Source organism: Achromobacter sp. F4_2707 (genome assembly GCF_047501535.1).
GTDB lineage: Bacteria > Pseudomonadota > Gammaproteobacteria > Burkholderiales > Burkholderiaceae_B > Yanghanlia.
Genome location: NZ_JAZDRJ010000006.1, coordinates 128,288 through 145,785 on the forward strand (window position 1 = coordinate 128,288; position 17,498 = coordinate 145,785).

Here is a 17,498-nt window from a genome sequence, read left to right on the forward strand (position 1 = left end):
GGCTCCTATGCTAAGCTGCCGCGTTGTGGGTAATTTTTTGTATAACATCTTTTCCTTATAGATAAAAACCAATGAAACGTAAGCAGTTCAACCGATTTTCGATATTGGCCGGCGCACTGGCGCTAACCCTGCCGCTGGCGGCCTTTGCGCAGGTCAAGGTCGGCGTGACGGTTTCCAGCACGGGGCCCGCCGCTTCGCTGGGCATTCCCGAACGCAATACGGTCTCACTGCTTCCCACAGAAATTGCGGGGCAGAAGGTCGAATACATCGTTCTGGACGACGCCACTGACCCGACTATCGCTGTGCGTAATATGCGCAAGCTTGTCACGGACGACAACGTCGACGTGGTCATTGGTACAACGGCCAGCCCGGGTTCCATCGCCATGGTGGATGTCGCCGCCGAAACCCAGACTCCTATGATCAGCGTTGCGGCCAATGCCCGCATTGTCGAGCCTGTCGAAGGCCCGCGCATCTGGGCGTTCAAAACACCCCAAAACGACCGCCTTATGGCGGATGCCCTGGCCAAGAGCATGGTCAAGCATGGCGTCAAAACCTTGGGTTTCATTGGCTATAACGATGCCTACGGCGAAGGTTGGCTGGAAGAAATGACAGCCGCTGCCGAAGCGCAAGGGATCAAAATCGTGGCGGTAGAACGCTATGCCCGCCCCGATACCAGCGTAACGGGCCAAGTGCTTAAGCTTATCGCCGCCAAGCCCGACGGCATTCTGGTAGCCGGTTCGGGTACACCCGTGGCCTTGCCACAAAGTGAGCTCAAGAACCGCGGCTACAAGGGCATCATGTACCAGACTCACGGTGCGGCCAACAACGATGTCCTGCGCGTCTGTGGCAAGGATTGCAACGACATGTACCTGCCTGCGGGTCCGTTGCTGGTGGCTGAGCAACTGCCGGACGACAATCCAGTCAAACAAACCGCCCTCGATTACAAGAATAAATATGAAGCCAAGTACGGCCCAGGCAGCATCAGCACGTTCGGCGGCCACTTGTGGGATGCCGGCATGGTGATTGAAGCCGCTATTCCTGTGGCGCTCGAAACTGGCGCCAAGCCCGGTACGGTGGAATTCCGTAAGGCATTGCGCGATGCCATTGAGCAAACTAAAGATCTCGCCGCGTCACAAGGCGTATTCAATATGTCGGCTGACGATCACGCAGGTCTTGACGAACGCGCGCGTGTCATGGTGAAGGTTGTGGATGGCAAATGGACATACCAGCCTGATCTGCAGTAATCGCCTGATACCGGCCCTCCTTTGCGAATGGGCCGGTTTTCTTCCCAGTATTCCATGGCGGACGGCCTCTGTTCTTATACAGACGCCGTCCGTCTGATTTCAATGCCAAGCGGGGCGCATGCCGCCGCCCGCTATCCAGGTGTCATCCGCAATGGATACAACAATCATTCTTATCCTTCTACAGGATGGCGTGATGAACGGGGCCATCTACGCGCTGCTCGGGCTGGCGCTGGTGCTGGTCTTTCTCGTTACACGCATTATTTTTATTCCCCAAGGTGAGTTCGTTGCCTTTGGCGCACTGACCCTGGCGTTTATGGTTGATGGCCAGACGCCGGGCACTGTGGCCATGTTGCTCATTCTTGGCGCCCTGGTGTTTCTGAGTGAGCTGATTGCCGCCGGGCGTACCCGACAATGGCAGGGGCTAGGCCGCACCGCCGTTTGGACGCTTGGGTTGCCGCTGGCCTTGTATGCGCTGGCGCCCTACGTGGTGGCCAAGGACACACCTTTATGGCTGAACGTATTGTTCTCCCTGGCACTGGTTGTGCCCATGGGACCCATGTTGTACCGCCTGGTTTATCAGCCGGTGGCGGAAGCCAGTGTGCTGGTTCTGCTCATTATTTCAGTGGCGCTGCACTTTGCCATGACAGGCCTGGCCCTGGCGTTTTTCGGCGCTGAGGGCTGGCGCACACCGCCTTTTGTTGAAGGGCAGGTGGATATGGGGCCGGTGAGCTGGTCGGCACAGACCTTTTTTGTGCTGGGCACGTGTGTAGTGCTGATTACGGCTTTGTGGCTGTTTTTTGGCCGCACCCTGCATGGCAAGGCGTTGCGCGCCACTGCCGTCAACCGGCGTGGCGCCCGCTTAATGGGCATTAGCACAAATATGTCGGGCAGCCTGACATTCACGCTGGCCGCAGCGATTGGCGCGCTGTCTGGCATGCTGATCGCGCCGGTGACCACCATTTATTACGACACTGGCTTTTTGATCGGCTTGAAAGGCTTTGTAGCGGGCATTTTCGGCGGGCTGCTCAGCTATCCCATTGCCGCCATAGGCGCGATGGGGGTAGGCGTGCTGGAATCGTTCTCGTCATTCTGGGCCAGCGCCTGGAAGGAAGTCATTGTGTTCACACTGATCATTCCGGTATTGCTGTGGCGTTCCTTTGGTTCCAAACATATTGATGACGAGGCCTGAGCCATGAACCGCAGATTGTTATTCATTGTCGTTGCGGCGATAGCCCTGCTACCTATATTGCCGGTGACGCCGGCGTTCTGGATCACTCATCTGAATTATGTCGGTCTGGCCAGCCTGGTGGTATTGGGCCTGGTGCTCATGACAGGGGTGAGCGGCTTGACATCTTTTGGCCAAGCGGCGTTTGTGGGCATGGGAGCCTACACCACCGCGTGGCTGACAACGGCCCTGAGCTGGTCGCCCTGGCTGGCATTGCCTGTCGCATTGGGCGTGACCTTCATCGCCGCTTACGCGCTGGGCGCTATTACCTTGCGGTTGTCGGGCCATTTCTTGTCGCTGGGCACGTTGGCCTGGGGTCTGTCCCTGTATTACGTGTTTGGTAATTTGTCCTTCCTGGGCCAACACGATGGGATTGCAGGGATTCAACCTCTGGAATTTTTTGGCATCTCGCTGGCGGATGGGCGCAATATTTATTACCTGATCTGGGCCTGCGTACTGCTGGGCCTGTGGGGCACACGTAATCTGCTGGACTCGCGGCCAGGCCGGGCGATTCGTGCGCTCAGAAGTGGGCAGGATATGGCCGAGTCCTTCGGTGTGGATACGGCGCGCTACAAGACCATTGTGTTTGTTTATGCCGCCTTGCTGGCCTGCCTGTCGGGCTGGCTCTACGCCCACATGCAAAGGGCCGTCAGCCCCAGCCCTTTTGGCTTGAACTACGGCATTGAATACCTTTTCATGGCAGTGGTGGGCGGCGCCAGCAGTGTCTGGGGCGCCGTGGTAGGGGCAGCCCTCATCCTGACTCTGAAAGACCAGTTGCAGAATGTCCTGCCTGTGATCTTTGGCAGCAACACCAATTTCGAGCTAATTGTTTTTGGCGTGCTGATGATATTGGTCTTGCAGTATGCGCGAGGCGGCGTGTTTCCAATTCTGGCGCATGGCTGGCAAAGGATTCGCGGTGGGGCTCACGCCCAGCAACGTGAAGCGCCTCCCGTCGCGCCGGCGCTGGCGCAGCGGCCTCGTCCAGAGCCGGGCGCAGTGGTGCTAGAAGTTGAAGAACTGCGTAAGGAGTTCGGCGGTCTGGTAGCGGTGAACGACGTCAGCTTCAAGTTGCGCGGTGGCGAAATCATGGGCCTGATCGGCCCTAACGGCGCCGGTAAGAGCACGACCTTTAACCTGATTACAGGGGTGTACAAACCTACCCGCGGCAGCGTGCGCTTTATGAATGAACGTCTGGACACGCTGCCTGCCCGTGAGATTTCCCGGCTGGGTGTGGGGCGCACGTTTCAGCACGTGCAACTTCTACCCACCATGACTGTGCTGGAAAACGTGGCGCTGGGGGCGCATCTGCGCCGTAATGTGGGGGTTGTGGCAGCGGCTTTACATGCCGAACGCGCCATCGAAGCGGAAATCCTGCATGAAGCAGCGGTTCAGCTTGAGCGCGTGGGCCTGGGTGATGTGCTCTACGAAGAGGCCGGCAACCTGGCTCTGGGCCAGCAGCGCATTCTGGAAATCGCCCGCGCACTGGCGGCCGACCCGGTTCTGCTATTGCTGGATGAGCCGGCGGCCGGGCTGCGCTACAAGGAGAAACAGGAACTTGCCGCAGTGCTTGATCAACTGCGCAAGGAAAACATGAGCATTCTGCTGGTTGAACACGACATGGATTTTGTCATGAGCCTGACCGACCACATCGTCGTGATGGATTTCGGCACCAAGATCGCCGAAGGCACGCCTGAAGAAATACAAGTGCATCCCGCAGTGCTGGAAGCCTACTTGGGCGGCATCGACGAAGACCTCGATGTTTTGCCCGAAGCCGCGGCGTCGCAACAGCCTTCTGCGCCCCAAGGGGTGGGCGCTGCTGCTACGGCGGCAGGGAGTTCAGCATGAGAAACAAAAATACCTTTCACGATCCGGTTCTGAAGGTTACGGGGCTGTCTGCGCGTTACGGTAAGGTGACGGCGGTCAGCGATGTTGATGTGGCGGTGAAAAGCAGCAGCATTGTTACCGTGATCGGCGCCAATGGGGCAGGCAAGTCGACTTTGCTGAACTCCCTAATGGGCTCATTACCCCTTTCAGGCAGCAGCAACGGTTCCATTGAATACTTGGGCGCAGAGATTAGCGGCTGGCAGGTTGAGCGGCGGGTGGACGAGGGCATATCGTTGGTGCCCGAACGCCGCGAACTGTTTGGCAGCATGACGGTGGAAGACAACCTGCTACTGGGCGGTTTTCGTTTGCACAAGGCAGGCCAAAAGGGGTGGAGAGATACCATCGACGAAGTCTATGAGCTGTTCCCGCGTCTGAAGGAACGTCGTACCCAGTACGCCGGCACGCTGTCCGGCGGCGAACGGCAGATGCTGGCGGTCGGGCGCGCTCTGATGGCCCAGCCGCGCCTACTCATGCTTGACGAGCCCAGCCTTGGCTTGGCACCGCGTATCGTGCGCGAGATTTTTCACATCATTGGCCGCTTGCGCAGTACCGGGGTGGCCATTTTGCTGGTAGAACAGAACGCTCGCGCTGCATTGCAGGTGGCTGATTACGGCTATGTGCTGGAAACCGGAGAGGTTGTTCTGGAAGGGCCAGCGAGTGAACTGGCCGATAACCCGCGAGTGATTGAAAGTTACCTGGGGTTGGGTAAGAAGAAAGCGTGATGCGGGGCTGCTGCGATTCCCACATAATGAACTGAACCTGCGCAATAGGCTGAAGTAACGCCTGGCCCGTAAGGCCAGGGCTCTATACCCAGCAAAAAAGCCATCGCATTTCTAGACTAATGCGATGGCTTTTTTTATGTCCGGTGTTTCATGACCGGCGTTTCAGGCTGAGGCTTTGCGCCCACCCCAGCGGTGCAGAATTTCGCCGATGATGCCACGGCGGAAGGCCATGACGCAGACAATGAAGATCAGGCCGATCACCATGGTGACGGATTCCCCAAGTACCTGGAACCATTCGATGCCTGTCCATTGAGCCAGGGCCCGGCCGAATTCGCCCACCTTGTTTTCTAGTACGACCACGATGAGCGCACCCAGTACCGGGCCGAGAAAGGTACCCAGGCCGCCGATAAGCGTCATGAGTATGACCAAGCCGGACATCTGCCAAGTGGCGTCAGATAGTGTGGCGGATACAAAGACCAGCGATTTTGTGGCGCCTGCCAGACCCGCCAGCGTGGCCGAAAGTACGAACACTAACAGCTTGAAGCGGGCGACGTCATAGCCCAGCGAGATGGTGCGGGCTTCGTTTTCGCGCAGGGCCTTGAGCACCTGCCCGAACGGCGAGTTCACCGTACGCCAGCACACTAGGAAGCCTAGGATGAAGATGACCAAGACCAGGTAGTAAAGGTTGAGGTCGTCGCGCAGGTCGATGCCGAAGATGCTGCCGCGCGGAATGCCTTGCAAGCCGTCTTCGCCAAATGTAAAAGGCGCTTGTAGAAAGTAGAAGAAAATCATCTGCGCCATGGCCAGTGTGATCATGGCGAAATAGATGCCGCTGCGGCGGATAGCCAGGGCGCCCATGATAAGGCCTAGCACGGCGGCCACTGCGGTGCCGAACAACAGGCCCAGCAGCGTGGGAAAACCCCAAACGGTTAGCGCATGGCCGGTAGCGTAGGCCGCTCCGCCCAGGAATGCTGCATGGCCGAAGGACAGCAGGCCTGTATAGGCCAGCAGCAGGTTGAAGGCGCAGGCGAATAGGGCATAACACATGATCTTCATGATGAAGATCGGGTAGGCGCCCATGGCCGGCAGCAGCGCGATGATGATGACCAGAACAAGATAGCTTGCCAACTGACGGTTCATTTTTCTTTCCCGAAAAGGCCTGCGGGGCGCAGCAGAAGGACGATGACCATGATGATGAAGACCACGGTGTTCGAGGCTTCAGGCCAGAAAACCTTGGTGAGCCCTTCGATAATGCCCAGGCCCAGACCGGTGACAATGGAGCCCATGATGGAACCCATGCCGCCGATAACAACCACAGCAAACACCACGATAATGAGGTTGGAGCCCATAAGAGGCGAAACCTGCATGATGGGGGCGGCAAGAACGCCCGCAAAACCAGCCAGTGCGACGCCAAAGCCGTAGGTGAGCGTCACCATTAGCGGGACGTTGACACCGAAGGCTTCCACCAGCTTGGGGTTTTCGGTGCCGGCTCGCAGCAAGGCGCCAAGACGGGTTTTTTCTATGATGAACCAAGTTGCCAAGCACACGACGATGGAGGCCACCACCACCCAGGCACGGTAAATCGGCAGATACATGAAACCCAGGTTTACGCCGCCCTGTAACACGGCAGGTGTGCTGTAGGGTTGGCCCGATACGCCGTAGAAGCTGCGAAAGATGCCCTCAAGCAGCAGGGTGATGCCGAAAGTCAGCAGCAAGCCGTAGAGATGGTCGAGCTTATAAAGATGGCGGATCAGCGTTCTTTCAAGAAGGATGCCGAATGCGCCGACTACCAGGGGTGCGACGATCAGCATCACCCAGTAATTCAGGCCCAAGTAGGCCAGGCCCATCCAGGCGACAAATGCCCCCAACATATAGAGGGCGCCATGGGCGAAATTAATGATGTTCAACAGGCCGAAGATTACCGCCAGGCCCAAAGACAGCACTGCGTAAAACGAGCCGTTGACCAGGCCTAGCAGCACTTGGCCGAGCAGTGCCTGGATGGGAATGCCGAAGAGGTCAGTCATATCAGTTGGTGATCCATGATGATGCGGATGGCATGTGCAAAAACACGCGCCCCGTGCGCAAAAAAGTAATGTGGGGCGCGTGTTTGCTCAGGCGTTTACTTCTTCACCAGCTTGCAGGTGGACTCTTCAAGGGTGCCGTAGACTTTCTCGCCAGGCAGGCGCTCGACAACGTTGTAGTAATCCCAGTCGCGTGTGGATTCTGAGGGTTTCTTGACTTGCATGAGATACATTTCGTGAATCATGCGCCCGTCTTCCCGTACATAACCGCCTTTACCGAAGAAGTCGTCGATCTTGTTGGACTTCATCCACTTCATCATTTCGGTGCCGTCGTCGGTGCCGGTTTCCTTCACGCCCTTCAGGTAGAACAGAGCCGAAGAGTAGTCGGCTGCCTGAACGAAGGAAGGCATGCGTTTATGTTTCTCGTAGAAGCGTTCGGCCCATTTGCGGGAGTCGTCGTCGAGATCCCAGTACCAGCCGGATGTCAGATACATGCCCTGGGTGGCATCCAGGCCCAGCGCGTGGACGTCGTTAATGAACACCAGCATGCCAGCCAGGTTGATGTTGGGTGTAACGCCGAATTCCTTGGCAGCCTTTACCGAGTTGATGAAGTCGCCGCCTGCGTTGGCTAGCCCAAGAATTTTGGCGCCCGATGATTGCGCCTGTAGCATGAAGGAAGAGAAGTCGGTGGTACTCAGCGGCGCACGTACATTGCCCAGTACCTTGCCACCGGAAGCCTTGACGACGGCTGCGGTGTCGCGCTCAAGCGCATGGCCGAAGGCGTAGTCGGCGGTCAGGAAGAACCAATCCTTGCCTCCCGCATTGACCACGGCTGAACCTGTGCCGCGAGCCAGTGCAGTCGTGTCGTAGGCATAGTGAATGGTGTAAGGCGTACAGTGGGCGTTGGTGAGGTCGGATGCGCCCGCACCAATGGCGATAAAGGGCTTTTGTTTTTCTGCCGCGACACCGGCCATGGCTAGCGAGGTGCTAGAGTTGGTGCCACCAATCAGGAGATCCAGCTTTTGTTCGTCGAACCATTCGCGTGCGCGCGCCGAGGCGATGTCGGCCTTGTTCTGGTGGTCGGCAACCAATAACTCGATTTTCTTGCCGTTGATTTCTCCTCCCATGTCTTCAATGGCCATTCTGATGGACTCGCCACCTGCCGGACCATCGAGGTCGGAATAAACGCCCGACATATCGGTAATGAAACCGATACGAATGACGTCATCGGAAATACCTGCTGCATGTAGAGGGGCCATGGCGCCGAAACCGGCCACGGCCAAGATGGCGGGGAGGGTGCGAAGCTTCATCGATCTGTCTCCTTGGTGATACCGGGATCGCCGGCGTGACTTCAAATCGTTGTTGGTTGTTCTTTATGTAAGCCCGGGCGATCAGACCCCGAGCAAGGTATTGAGCTTCTCTTGCTTTTCTTCAAGTTCGGAGGCTTCCAACTGTTCGACGATCTGGCCGTGTTCGACCACATAGAAGCGATCGGCCAGTGGTGCAGCGAAACGGAAGTTTTGTTCGACCATCACGATGGTATAGCCCTTAGCTTTGAGCATGGTGATCATTCGGGCCAGCGCCTGGACGATAACCGGCGCAAGACCTTCGGAGATTTCGTCTAACAGCAGCAGATTGGCACCTGTGCGCAGAATGCGGGCGACGGCCAGCATCTGCTGCTCGCCCCCTGAAAGACGGGTTCCCGGCGAGTGGCGGCGTTCGTACAGGTTGGGGAACATGTCGTAGATTTCAGCCAGCGACATGCCGCCGCCCAGTGTGCCGATTGACGGTGGCAGCAACAGGTTTTCTTCGCAAGAAAGGCTGGCGAAGATGCCGCGTTCCTCCGGGCAATAACCCACGCCCAAATGGGCGATACGGTGGGTGGCCAAGCCGATGGCCTCGGTGCCTTGAATGCGCACCGAACCTTTGCGTGAGCCGGTCAGGCCCAGTATGGCCCGTAATGTGGTGGTACGGCCCGAACCGTTGCGGCCCAGCAAAGTGACAACCTCGCCCTGGTTGACGCTGAAGTTCATGCCATGCAGGACATGCGACTCTCCGTACCAAGCGTGAAGATCACGGACTTCCAGTGCGGGAGTGCTCATTGGTGGGCTCCTTGGAGTTCGCCGCTGGTTGTGCCCATATAGGCTTCCATGACGGCTGGGTTGCTGGACACCTCCGCGTAGCTGCCTTCCGCGAGAATGGCGCCGCGCGAGAGCACGGTGATAGTGTCGGCGATCTGCGAAACCACGTTCATATTGTGTTCGACCATGAGAATCGTGCGGCCTTCGCTGACTTTCTTGATCAATTGCGTGACTCGGCTGACATCTTCGTGCCCCATGCCTTGAGTGGGTTCGTCCAGCAGCATGAGTTCAGGTTCCATCGCCAGTGTCGTGGCGATTTCCAAGGCTCGCTTACGGCCATACGGAAGATTGATGGTGGTTTCGTCGGCGAAGTCTTCGAGATCGACTTCTTCGAGCAATTCCATGGCACGGTCATTTAACTGGTTGAGGATTTTGTCGCTGCGCCAGAAATGAAAGGAGATGCCAGTGCCACGCTGCAGGCCGATACGTACGTTTTCCAGAACGGTCAGTTGTGGAAAGACGGCCGAGATTTGGAAAGAGCGGATTATGCCGCGCCGCGCGATATCGGCGGGGGCTTCGTGGGTTATCTCAACGCCATTGAAGAATATGCTGCCGGCAGTGGGGGTGAGAAATTTGGTGAGCAGATTGAAGCAGGTGGTTTTGCCTGCACCGTTTGGTCCGATGAGGGCATGGATGGTGCCGCGGCAGACTTTCAAATTGACATCGTTCACGGCGACAAAGCCGCGGAATTCCTTCACGAGATTTCTTGTCTCGAGTATGTGATCAGCCATTCACTGCCTCATGGACGCATTGTGGTTACATCTTCAAGTTATGTGCAGTATGAAAGGAGACGAAAGCCGCCGCTATGCGGGTTTTTCATAGGTTTCTGGTAAACCCCCTCAGGGAAATTCCTAGCTTGTGGCGGGGGTCTTGGATTTGTACTCGCAGAGGTCGGAAATGCCGCATTGCGGGCACTTTGGCTTGCGTGCGACACATACATAGCGGCCATGCAGAATCAGCCAGTGATGGGCATCCTGCAGGAAAGGTTTGGGAATCAGGCGCTCCAGCCGCCGCTCAACTTCCAGCACGTTTTTCCCTTTGGCGATTCCGGTGCGGTTGGCGACGCGAAATATATGGGTATCCACGGCAATAGTGGGTTGGCCGAAAGCGGTATTCAGTACCACATTGGCGGTTTTACGCCCCACGCCGGGGAGGGCTTCAAGGGCGGCGCGGTCGTTAGGCACTTCACCGCCATGCAGTTCCAGCAGCATGCGGCAGGTGGCGATGACATTGCGCGCCTTGGTACGAAACAGGCCGATGGTCTTGATGTATTCCGTCAGGCCTTCCTCGCCCAACGACAGTATGCCTTCCGGGGTGCCGTGTTGCGGAAAGAACTTGCGTGTCGCCAGGTTCACGGATACGTCGGTCGCCTGGGCAGAGAGAATCACCGCAATTAACAACTGGAAGGTGGTTTCGTATTCCAGTTCTGTGGTGGGATTGGGGTTGGCGGCTTGCAGGCGTTGGAAAATTTCAGTGCGTTTGGCGGCGTTCATGAGGTGTGTCGGCGCGCACGTGCTTTGGCCAGCACGTCGGCAATCAGTTTCTTTTTGTCGGGTTCATTGGCGGGCAGAGAAGCCAGGGGCGCCTTGTTTGACAAGGTGCGGGCTGTCGGCCCGGCGGGTTCATTGTGCTGGCTTTCCAGGCGGCGCCGCCGGCCTTGATGGCGCAGGCGCGCGGCATTGGCATCGGTGCGTGTCCAATCTCGCCCTGCGGGTACCATTTCAATGCAATCGACTGGGCAAGGGGCCACGCATAGTTCACAGCCGGTGCACAGGTCGGGTACGACGGTGTGCATGAGCTTGTTAGCGCCCACAATGGCGTCAACCGGGCAGGCCTGAATGCACAGCGTGCAACCAATGCAATGCGCTTCGTCGATGACTGCCACGTGCAAGGCATCGGGTGAATGCCCACAGGTAGGGTCCAGCGCCTGGGGCGCTTGCCCCAGCAGGTCGGCCAAGGCTTGCATTCCCGCGACACCCCCCGGCGGGCAGCGGTTGATGGGTGCCTTGCCATCAGCCATGGCTTGGGCGTAAGGGCGGCAGCCTTCGTAGCCGCACTTGGTGCATTGAGTTTGCGGCAGCAGGGCGTCAATACGGTCGGCAAGAGGTGAAGAAGCGGACATCAAAAAATCTCGGAATAAATCATTGCTGTGCCCGATTCCCGCCCGATAAGATCAGAGCCTGCTTAAAAAAACGGGGGCATGCCCCCGTTTTGTGTTGCTTGCGACCTGCGTTTCGCATTACGAACTGGACACCTGCGCCTGGCGGATGAATTCGGCGATTTTCGGGCAAATGGTCTGGCGCCAGCGACGCCCTGAAAAAATACCGTAATGGCCTGCGCCCTTGGCAGTGTAATGCTGCTTGCGTGCGGCGGGAATATTGCTGCACATATCAAGCGCGGCGCGAGTCTGGCCGGGGCCGGAAATATCGTCGAGCTCGCCTTCGATGGTGAAAAGGGCTGGCTTGGATATGGCTGCCGGGTCGACGATGCGACCATCGATTTCCCATGTTTTAAGCGGCAGTCGGTATTCCTGGAATACGGTGACGATGGTATCCAGATAGAACTCTGCGGGCAAATCGACCACTGCATTGTATTCGTCGTAGAAACGGCGATGAGCTTCGGCATCGTTATCGCTGCCTTGCAGCAGGTCGAGGTAGAAGTCGTAATGCGACTTCATGTGCCGGTCGGGGTTCATGGCGACAAAACCCGCATGCTGCAGAAAGCCGGGGTAGACACGTCGCCCCGCGCCCGGATAGCGGGGCGGAACACGATGGATGACGGTGTCTTCAAACCAGGAATACGGTTTGGTAGTGGCCAGCCGGTTGACCTGGGTGGGGGATTCTCGGGTATCAAGCGGCCCGCCCATCATTACCATGCTCAGGGGCTGACAGGGCTCGTTGTCGGCGGCCATAAGAGAAATGGCCGCCATAACGGGCACAGTGGGCTGACAGACGGAAATGACATGCGTTTCCGGGCCCAGCCAGCGCAGGAAATCCTGCACGTAATGAACGTAATCGTTCAGATGGAACGGCCCTTCAGACTGCGGAACCATGCGGGCGTCGACCCAATCGGTGACATAGATGTCGTGATTGGGGAGCAGGGCGCGCACCGTATCGCGCAGCAGCGTGGCATGGTGGCCGGACATGGGTGCGACGAGCAGCACACGCGGGTCGGATGGCCGAGAGGGCGGCAGCTCACGCTGGAAATGAACGAGGTTACAGAAAGGCTTTGAGTAAACGTTGTTTACCGTCACGGCGGCCTTTTGGCCGTCAATGAGGGTGTGCTCAAGTTGCCACGCCGGTTTTTCGTAAACCTTGCCCAGCCGGTGCACCAGCTCATAGGTGGCGGCAATATGCCGCGACACCGGCGTGTAGGCCAAAGGGCTGTAAGGATGTGAAAACACCAGCGAACTGGAATCGGTGAACCGCGAAAGCGGGTTCAAAAAGGCTCGTTGGAGCTCGTGAAGGTCATACAGCATTTTTTGTTATTCCCGTCCTGTGTAGTTGCGAGCCAGACGTACGCGCAGTCAATAAAGTACAGCTTTGATAGCGACATGCTGCCAGCGTGAACTTAACAAGGGATGACAGGAATAGGGGTTTTCCTGTGTTTCAAGGGCTGATGCGCTTCAAGTTTCCAAATATTGACGTTTATTCGGCTTGCCGTTCCATTCGTCGGCATCGGGCAAGGGGCCTTTAGACCGGTTGATCATCTCGAACACGGGGGACAGTTCAGCGTTCAGTTCGATATACGGAACCTGATCCTTTGGTACATCTTCTTCAGCGAAAATGGCGTTGGCGGGGCATTCGGGAACACAGACCGCGCAATCAATGCATTCGTCAGGGTCGATGACCAGGAAGTTGGGGCCTTCCCGGAAACAGTCCACCGGACAGACGTCTACGCAGTCCGTGTATTTGCACTTAATACAGTTTTCAGTAACGACATGAGTCATTGTGGTGCTCCAAGATCAATTACGGGATTTTACCTAATCCTGAAATGTTGCCCTGGAACAACCATATAAGCAGTCTGGTTCCCTGTTTTTATGCGTTCATCTGCGGCGTGGCCGCCTTGGAAAAATAGCTGGGCGGCGACTGTCCGGGGTCTGTGCTATGGTACTTTTTTGCCTTTTTAATAAGAGCCCGCCGCTACGGGCGCCGCGGGCGCTTCCGTATATTCATACTCGCCGAAATCAATGGTCATCACTTCCCTGCTGGACACCGATCTCTACAAATTCACCATGATGCAGGTGGTGCTGCACCATTTTCCAGCGGCGCAGGTGGAATACCGCTACAAGTGTCGTACGCCGAATGTGAATCTGCGGCCCTATCTGGATGAAATCCGCGAGGAAATCCGCCATTTGTGCAGCTTGCGTTTCACCGATGAAGAGCTGGCGTATTTGCGCAGCCTGCGTTTCATTAAGAGCGATTTCGTCGATTTCCTCGAACTGTTTCATCTGCCCGAACGCTCCATCCATGTGTCGGAGGGCGAAAAGGAAGGCGAGATTGCCATTTCAGTGAAAGGGCCTTGGCTGCATACGATATTGTTCGAGATCCCTGTGCTGGCGATTGTCAATGAGGTCTATTTCCGCAACGTAAAAAAAGATCCGAACTGGGAGGAAGGGCGGCGGCGTTTGCAAGAGAAAATGGCCTTGGTTACCAGCGACCCGACGCTGGCCGATTTTCGGGTGGCCGAATACGGCACCCGCAGGCGTTTTTCGAAGCGCTGGCACGACGAAGTGGTGCGCACCATGAAGGCGCAAATGGGTGAGCATTTCGCCGGCACCAGCAATGTGTGGATGGCGATGCAGCACGGGGTGACCCCTTTGGGCACCATGGCTCACGAATACTTGCAGGCTTGTCAGGCGCTGGGCCCCCGCCTGCGTGACTCTCAGGTGTATGGCTTGGAAGTCTGGGCACGCGAATACCGGGGAGACCTCGGTATTGCACTATCCGATACCTATGGGCTTGATGCCTTTCTGCGCGACTTCGATATGTATTTCTGCAAATTGTTCGATGGCGCGCGCCACGATTCCGGCGACCCGTTCGTCTGGGGCGACCGTGTGCTGGCGCACTTTGCCGCCAACCGCACTGACCCGCGTACCAAGACCTTGGTGTTTTCCGATGCCCTGACCATACCGCGGGCTATTGAATTGGCGCGTTATTTCGCCGGGCGCTGCCGTATTTCATTTGGCATTGGCACAAATCTTACTAATGACCTGGGGCATGAGCCCCTGCAAATCGTCATGAAAATGATACGGTGCAATGGCCAGCCGGTGGCGAAAGTGTCTGACACACCGGAAAAGACCATGTGCGAAGACCCGGCCTACCTAGCTTATCTGCGCCAAGTGTTCCAATTGCCGCCAGTCTGATTTTGGCGGCTTGATCTTATTCGCTTTCGCTGGGCGGCTGTGGGGGCGCTTCAGGCTATCAAGGCCGCCAACGTTCCGCCCAGAGTACGGGCGGGTTCAAGCTGGCTGTCGGTCAGCTTTTTCTCCGCCAGGATGGCCTCGGGCGTTTGGGCATCGGTGTTGGCGATATAGGCGGGCGCTACAGCACGCAAACGCCACCCCGTGCAGATGCGCTCGGCTTGGCGCACCGCGCCGCTGCCATCGCTGCCCGCTGAGATAGCCAATGCGTAAGGGCGGCCGCTAATGCGGTCAAGCACGCCGTAATAATTCCTGTCAAAGCATTCTTTCATGGCGCCGCTTAGTGACGCAAGATTCTCTGGGGCGCAGAATAGATAGGCGGCGGCGTTCAGAAGATCGTCTTCTGTGGTGTCCTGGGCTGTGCGCAGGACGATTCCCACACGATCAGAGGCTTCCAGCTCCTGCAATACTGCCTGAGCGCCTTCTAAGGCTGCTTGGGCCAGTTGTCGCGCGGCACCGGTGCGAGAATGCCAGACTATCAGCAGATGTTGTTCAGGGTTCGTATTTGTCATGGGAATAAGGTTATGCTCCCCAATGAGGCAAAGGTAACGTTAGTATAGGGGCTTGCCCGCTGGGCAGTGTTTTTTCAGGTCCGTTCCCGCAGCCACAATGAAGCAATCCATTCCTCTTACCGAAGCATCGCCTTTCGACGCGGCTTGGCGCCAACGCGTCGAGAAAAACCTGGACGACGCAGGCCGCAAGCTTGTGAGCGATGCGGCACAGTGGGGCGAGGAAGGCCTTAGCGGTCGTTATGCCGATACCGGCGAGCCATTGGCGGTTCATGCTGCGGGTGTGGCGGCCATTCTGGCTGAGATCGGCGCCGATGCACAGGCTCGGGCGGCCGCCATCCTGACCATGCTGCCTGCCGGCGAAGGCAGTCAGGCACAGGCGGATATCGAGCGTGTACGCAAGTTGTTCGGCCCTTCAGTCGTTACCTTGCTGCAAGGCGCACGCAGTTTACTGCGGCTGGGGTATTTCGCCGGCACCGCCGCGCCGGAACAAGGCCCGCATGGCCAGGACCAAAAGGAAATGCGGCGCAAGATGTTGCTGGCCATGGCGGCCGATTTGCGTATTGTGGTGATGCGCCTGGCTTCACGGCTGCAGTCGCTGCGCTGGCATGCCGCCAGTAAAACGCCTTATCCCGTAGAACTGGCGCGTGAAACCATGGAGCTTTACACGCCGTTGGCCAACCGGCTGGGCATCTGGCAGCTGAAGTGGGAAATGGAAGACCTTGCCTTTCGTTTCACCCAGCCTGACACCTATCGTTCAATCGCCAAACAGCTTGAGGCCAAGCGCGTTGAGCGCGAAGAATTGATAGAAACCGCCGTCAAGCGCCTGCAGCAGGTGCTGGCGGAAGCCGGAATCGAAGCCAAGGTCTATGGGCGGCCCAAGCATATTTACAGCATCTGGAACAAAATGCGCATGAAGCGTCTGGAGTTCCACGAGCTTTTCGATCTACGGGCTTTGCGTGTCATCGTGGCCGATGAACGCAGTTGCTACGGCACTCTGGCTTTGGTGCATTCCATTTGGGTGCCGGTAGCTGATGAGTTCGACGATTATATTTCCCGGCCCAAGCCCAACGGCTATCGTTCTTTGCACACTGTCGTGCTTGATGAAGAAGGGCGTGCATTCGAGATTCAGATTCGCACCGAGGAAATGCATCGCTTTGCCGAGTACGGCATGGCGGCGCACTGGCTTTACAAAGAAGCCGGAACCAAAGGAGGGCAGGCTGCCGCGACATCTGGGTATGACCAAAAACTGGGCTGGATGCGGCAGTTGCTCGCCTGGGACGGAGAGCCGCCCGAGGGCCAGAGCGAACCGTCGCAGGCTGCGCCGGACGATGGGCGCATTTATGTGATGACGCCGCAGGCGCGCGTTATTGAGCTGCCTGTGGGCGCTACGCCGGTGGATTTCGCGTATCACTTGCATACCGACCTCGGCCACCGTTGCCGGGGTGCCAAGGTCGATGGCCAAATGGTGCCGCTTTCCACGCCGTTGCAAACGGGTCAGATTGTTGAAATTATCACCACCAAATCAGGCGGGCCATCGCGCGATTGGCTGAACACCCAACTGGGTTTTCTGGCTAGCCCGCGTGCACGCTCCAAGGTGCGGGCCTGGTTCAACGCCATTGAATTGCAGCAACGTATCGGGCAGGGCCAAGCTCTGGTTGAAAAAGAGTTGCAGCGCTTGGGGCGTACCGCCGTCAGCATGGAACAGTTGGCCCAGCAACTGGGTTTCAGCCGTACCGACGACCTTTACGTGGCAGTGGCCAAGGAAGAGTTCAGCCTGCGCCAAATTGATTACCTGCTCAGCGGGCAAAAAGAGCGCGACGAGCAGCAAGAGCAAGAGGACGCGGGCCGGATTCAGCTTCAGGGTGCCCGCAGCGCGTCGGCCAGCAATAAAAGTGGCGTGCTGGTAGTCGGGGTGGATGCCTTGCTCACGCAATTGGCCCGCTGCTGCCGGCCCGCTCCGCCCGATTCCATCGGCGGGTTTGTGACGCGTGGTCGCGGCGTGTCCATTCACCGCAGCGATTGCCCCTCCTATGCTGCTCTGGTACAGCGCCAGCCGGAGCGCATCATTGAGGTTGAGTGGGGCGACACGGGAGATGCTCTGTATCCGGTCGATATCAGCATTCATGCGCAGGAACGGCCCAACCTGCTGCGCGACCTTTCCGAGGTTTTCGCCAAGTTGCGCCTGAATGTGGTGAGCGTCAATACCCAGAGCAGACGCTCTCTGGCTCACATGGTGTTTACCATCGAGGTGCAAAGCGGTGCGCAGATCTCACGCATTCTGACCGCTCTGAATGAGCTGACTGGTGTGGAGGCGGTTCGCATATAAA

General features: G+C 57.6%; 16 protein-coding genes. 6 read left to right on the forward strand and 10 right to left on the reverse strand.

The features are described from left to right. Nucleotides 1-71 precede the first annotated feature (71 nt). From VRY85_RS07740 to VRY85_RS07755, 4 genes are all read left to right on the forward strand, one after another. Complete coding sequence (locus VRY85_RS07740) at nucleotides 72-1,244, forward strand: ABC transporter substrate-binding protein (protein WP_414598008.1); 1,173 nt, start codon at nucleotides 72-74, stop codon at nucleotides 1,242-1,244. 151 nt (nucleotides 1,245-1,395) lie between these two features. Then, complete coding sequence (locus VRY85_RS07745) at nucleotides 1,396-2,433, forward strand: branched-chain amino acid ABC transporter permease (RefSeq protein WP_414598009.1); 1,038 nt, start codon at nucleotides 1,396-1,398, stop codon at nucleotides 2,431-2,433. A gap of 3 nt (nucleotides 2,434-2,436) precedes the next feature. After that, nucleotides 2,437-4,314, forward strand: a complete 1,878-nt coding sequence (locus VRY85_RS07750) for an ABC transporter permease subunit (protein WP_414598010.1) — start codon at nucleotides 2,437-2,439, stop codon at nucleotides 4,312-4,314. Beyond that, a complete protein-coding gene (locus VRY85_RS07755; RefSeq protein ID WP_414598011.1) occupies nucleotides 4,311-5,075 on the forward strand; it encodes an ABC transporter ATP-binding protein in 765 nt (254 codons plus the stop codon). Before VRY85_RS07750 ends, VRY85_RS07755 begins: the two co-directional genes overlap by 4 nt. Before the next feature lie 162 nt (nucleotides 5,076-5,237). Here VRY85_RS07755 and VRY85_RS07760 read toward each other — a convergent pair whose 3' ends face one another. The 9 genes from VRY85_RS07760 to fdxA all read right to left on the reverse strand — a co-directional run bounded on the left by VRY85_RS07760 (nucleotide 5,238) and on the right by fdxA (nucleotide 13,186). After that, entirely contained in the window at nucleotides 5,238-6,215 is a 978-nt protein-coding gene (locus tag VRY85_RS07760; RefSeq protein ID WP_414598012.1) for a branched-chain amino acid ABC transporter permease, read from the reverse strand. Then, nucleotides 6,212-7,099: a branched-chain amino acid ABC transporter permease gene (locus VRY85_RS07765; protein WP_414598013.1), complete on the reverse strand. Its 888-nt coding sequence runs from the start codon at nucleotides 7,097-7,099 to the stop codon at nucleotides 6,212-6,214. Before VRY85_RS07765 ends, VRY85_RS07760 begins: the two co-directional genes overlap by 4 nt. A 95-nt stretch (nucleotides 7,100-7,194) precedes the next feature. Further along, nucleotides 7,195-8,406, reverse strand: a complete 1,212-nt coding sequence (locus tag VRY85_RS07770; protein WP_414598014.1) for an ABC transporter substrate-binding protein — start codon at nucleotides 8,404-8,406, stop codon at nucleotides 7,195-7,197. Nucleotides 8,407-8,487: 81 nt separating this feature from the next. After that, the gene (locus tag VRY85_RS07775) at nucleotides 8,488-9,198 is read right to left on the reverse strand and encodes an ABC transporter ATP-binding protein (protein WP_414598015.1); all 711 of its coding nucleotides are present in this window, start codon (nucleotides 9,196-9,198) and stop codon (nucleotides 8,488-8,490) included. Continuing rightward, entirely contained in the window at nucleotides 9,195-9,968 is a 774-nt protein-coding gene (locus VRY85_RS07780) for an ABC transporter ATP-binding protein (RefSeq protein WP_414598016.1), read from the reverse strand. Before VRY85_RS07780 ends, VRY85_RS07775 begins: the two co-directional genes overlap by 4 nt. A 120-nt stretch (nucleotides 9,969-10,088) precedes the next feature. Further along, the gene (nth, locus tag VRY85_RS07785) at nucleotides 10,089-10,730 is read right to left on the reverse strand and encodes an endonuclease III (RefSeq protein ID WP_414598017.1); all 642 of its coding nucleotides are present in this window, start codon (nucleotides 10,728-10,730) and stop codon (nucleotides 10,089-10,091) included. After that, entirely contained in the window at nucleotides 10,727-11,359 is a 633-nt protein-coding gene (rsxB, locus tag VRY85_RS07790) for an electron transport complex subunit RsxB (protein ID WP_414598018.1), read from the reverse strand. Before rsxB ends, nth begins: the two co-directional genes overlap by 4 nt. A 117-nt stretch (nucleotides 11,360-11,476) precedes the next feature. Next, nucleotides 11,477-12,715 carry a polyhydroxyalkanoate depolymerase gene (locus tag VRY85_RS07795; protein WP_414598019.1) on the reverse strand — a complete coding sequence of 413 codons (1,239 nt, stop codon included), beginning with the start codon at nucleotides 12,713-12,715 and terminating at the stop codon, nucleotides 11,477-11,479. A 147-nt stretch (nucleotides 12,716-12,862) separates the two neighbouring features. Then, entirely contained in the window at nucleotides 12,863-13,186 is a 324-nt protein-coding gene (gene fdxA / locus VRY85_RS07800; protein ID WP_414598020.1) for a ferredoxin FdxA, read from the reverse strand. Between the two features lie 240 nt (nucleotides 13,187-13,426). Between fdxA and pncB the strand changes: the two genes are divergently transcribed. Continuing rightward, the gene (gene pncB / locus VRY85_RS07805; RefSeq protein WP_414598021.1) at nucleotides 13,427-14,602 is read left to right on the forward strand and encodes a nicotinate phosphoribosyltransferase; all 1,176 of its coding nucleotides are present in this window, start codon (nucleotides 13,427-13,429) and stop codon (nucleotides 14,600-14,602) included. Nucleotides 14,603-14,652: 50 nt separating this feature from the next. On the opposite strand, the gene VRY85_RS07810 is transcribed toward pncB, so the two are convergent. Further along, complete coding sequence (locus VRY85_RS07810) at nucleotides 14,653-15,171, reverse strand: flavodoxin family protein (protein WP_414598022.1); 519 nt, start codon at nucleotides 15,169-15,171, stop codon at nucleotides 14,653-14,655. Nucleotides 15,172-15,268: 97 nt separating this feature from the next. Here VRY85_RS07810 and VRY85_RS07815 point away from each other — a divergent pair, with 97 nt between their 5' ends. After that, a complete protein-coding gene (locus VRY85_RS07815) occupies nucleotides 15,269-17,497 on the forward strand; it encodes a RelA/SpoT family protein (protein ID WP_414598023.1) in 2,229 nt (742 codons plus the stop codon). Nucleotide 17,498 lies beyond the last annotated feature (1 nt).

What these genes read in the sequence shown, in the direction of transcription:
- VRY85_RS07740 (WP_414598008.1), top strand. Translation starts at nt 72, where the DNA reads ATGAAACGTAAGCAGTTCAACCGATTTTCGATATTGGCCGGCGCACTG.
- VRY85_RS07745 (WP_414598009.1), top strand. Translation starts at nt 1,396, where the DNA reads ATGGATACAACAATCATTCTTATCCTTCTACAGGATGGCGTGATGAAC.
- VRY85_RS07750 (WP_414598010.1), top strand. Translation starts at nt 2,437, where the DNA reads ATGAACCGCAGATTGTTATTCATTGTCGTTGCGGCGATAGCCCTGCTA.
- VRY85_RS07755 (WP_414598011.1), top strand. Translation starts at nt 4,311, where the DNA reads ATGAGAAACAAAAATACCTTTCACGATCCGGTTCTGAAGGTTACGGGG.
- VRY85_RS07760 (WP_414598012.1), bottom strand. Translation starts at nt 6,215, where the DNA reads ATGAACCGTCAGTTGGCAAGCTATCTTGTTCTGGTCATCATCATCGCG.
- VRY85_RS07765 (WP_414598013.1), bottom strand. Translation starts at nt 7,099, where the DNA reads ATGACTGACCTCTTCGGCATTCCCATCCAGGCACTGCTCGGCCAAGTG.
- VRY85_RS07770 (WP_414598014.1), bottom strand. Translation starts at nt 8,406, where the DNA reads ATGAAGCTTCGCACCCTCCCCGCCATCTTGGCCGTGGCCGGTTTCGGC.
- VRY85_RS07775 (WP_414598015.1), bottom strand. Translation starts at nt 9,198, where the DNA reads ATGAGCACTCCCGCACTGGAAGTCCGTGATCTTCACGCTTGGTACGGA.
- VRY85_RS07780 (WP_414598016.1), bottom strand. Translation starts at nt 9,968, where the DNA reads ATGGCTGATCACATACTCGAGACAAGAAATCTCGTGAAGGAATTCCGC.
- nth (WP_414598017.1), bottom strand. Translation starts at nt 10,730, where the DNA reads ATGAACGCCGCCAAACGCACTGAAATTTTCCAACGCCTGCAAGCCGCC.
- rsxB (WP_414598018.1), bottom strand. Translation starts at nt 11,359, where the DNA reads ATGTCCGCTTCTTCACCTCTTGCCGACCGTATTGACGCCCTGCTGCCG.
- VRY85_RS07795 (WP_414598019.1), bottom strand. Translation starts at nt 12,715, where the DNA reads ATGCTGTATGACCTTCACGAGCTCCAACGAGCCTTTTTGAACCCGCTT.
- fdxA (WP_414598020.1), bottom strand. Translation starts at nt 13,186, where the DNA reads ATGACTCATGTCGTTACTGAAAACTGTATTAAGTGCAAATACACGGAC.
- pncB (WP_414598021.1), top strand. Translation starts at nt 13,427, where the DNA reads ATGGTCATCACTTCCCTGCTGGACACCGATCTCTACAAATTCACCATG.
- VRY85_RS07810 (WP_414598022.1), bottom strand. Translation starts at nt 15,171, where the DNA reads ATGACAAATACGAACCCTGAACAACATCTGCTGATAGTCTGGCATTCT.
- VRY85_RS07815 (WP_414598023.1), top strand. Translation starts at nt 15,269, where the DNA reads ATGAAGCAATCCATTCCTCTTACCGAAGCATCGCCTTTCGACGCGGCT.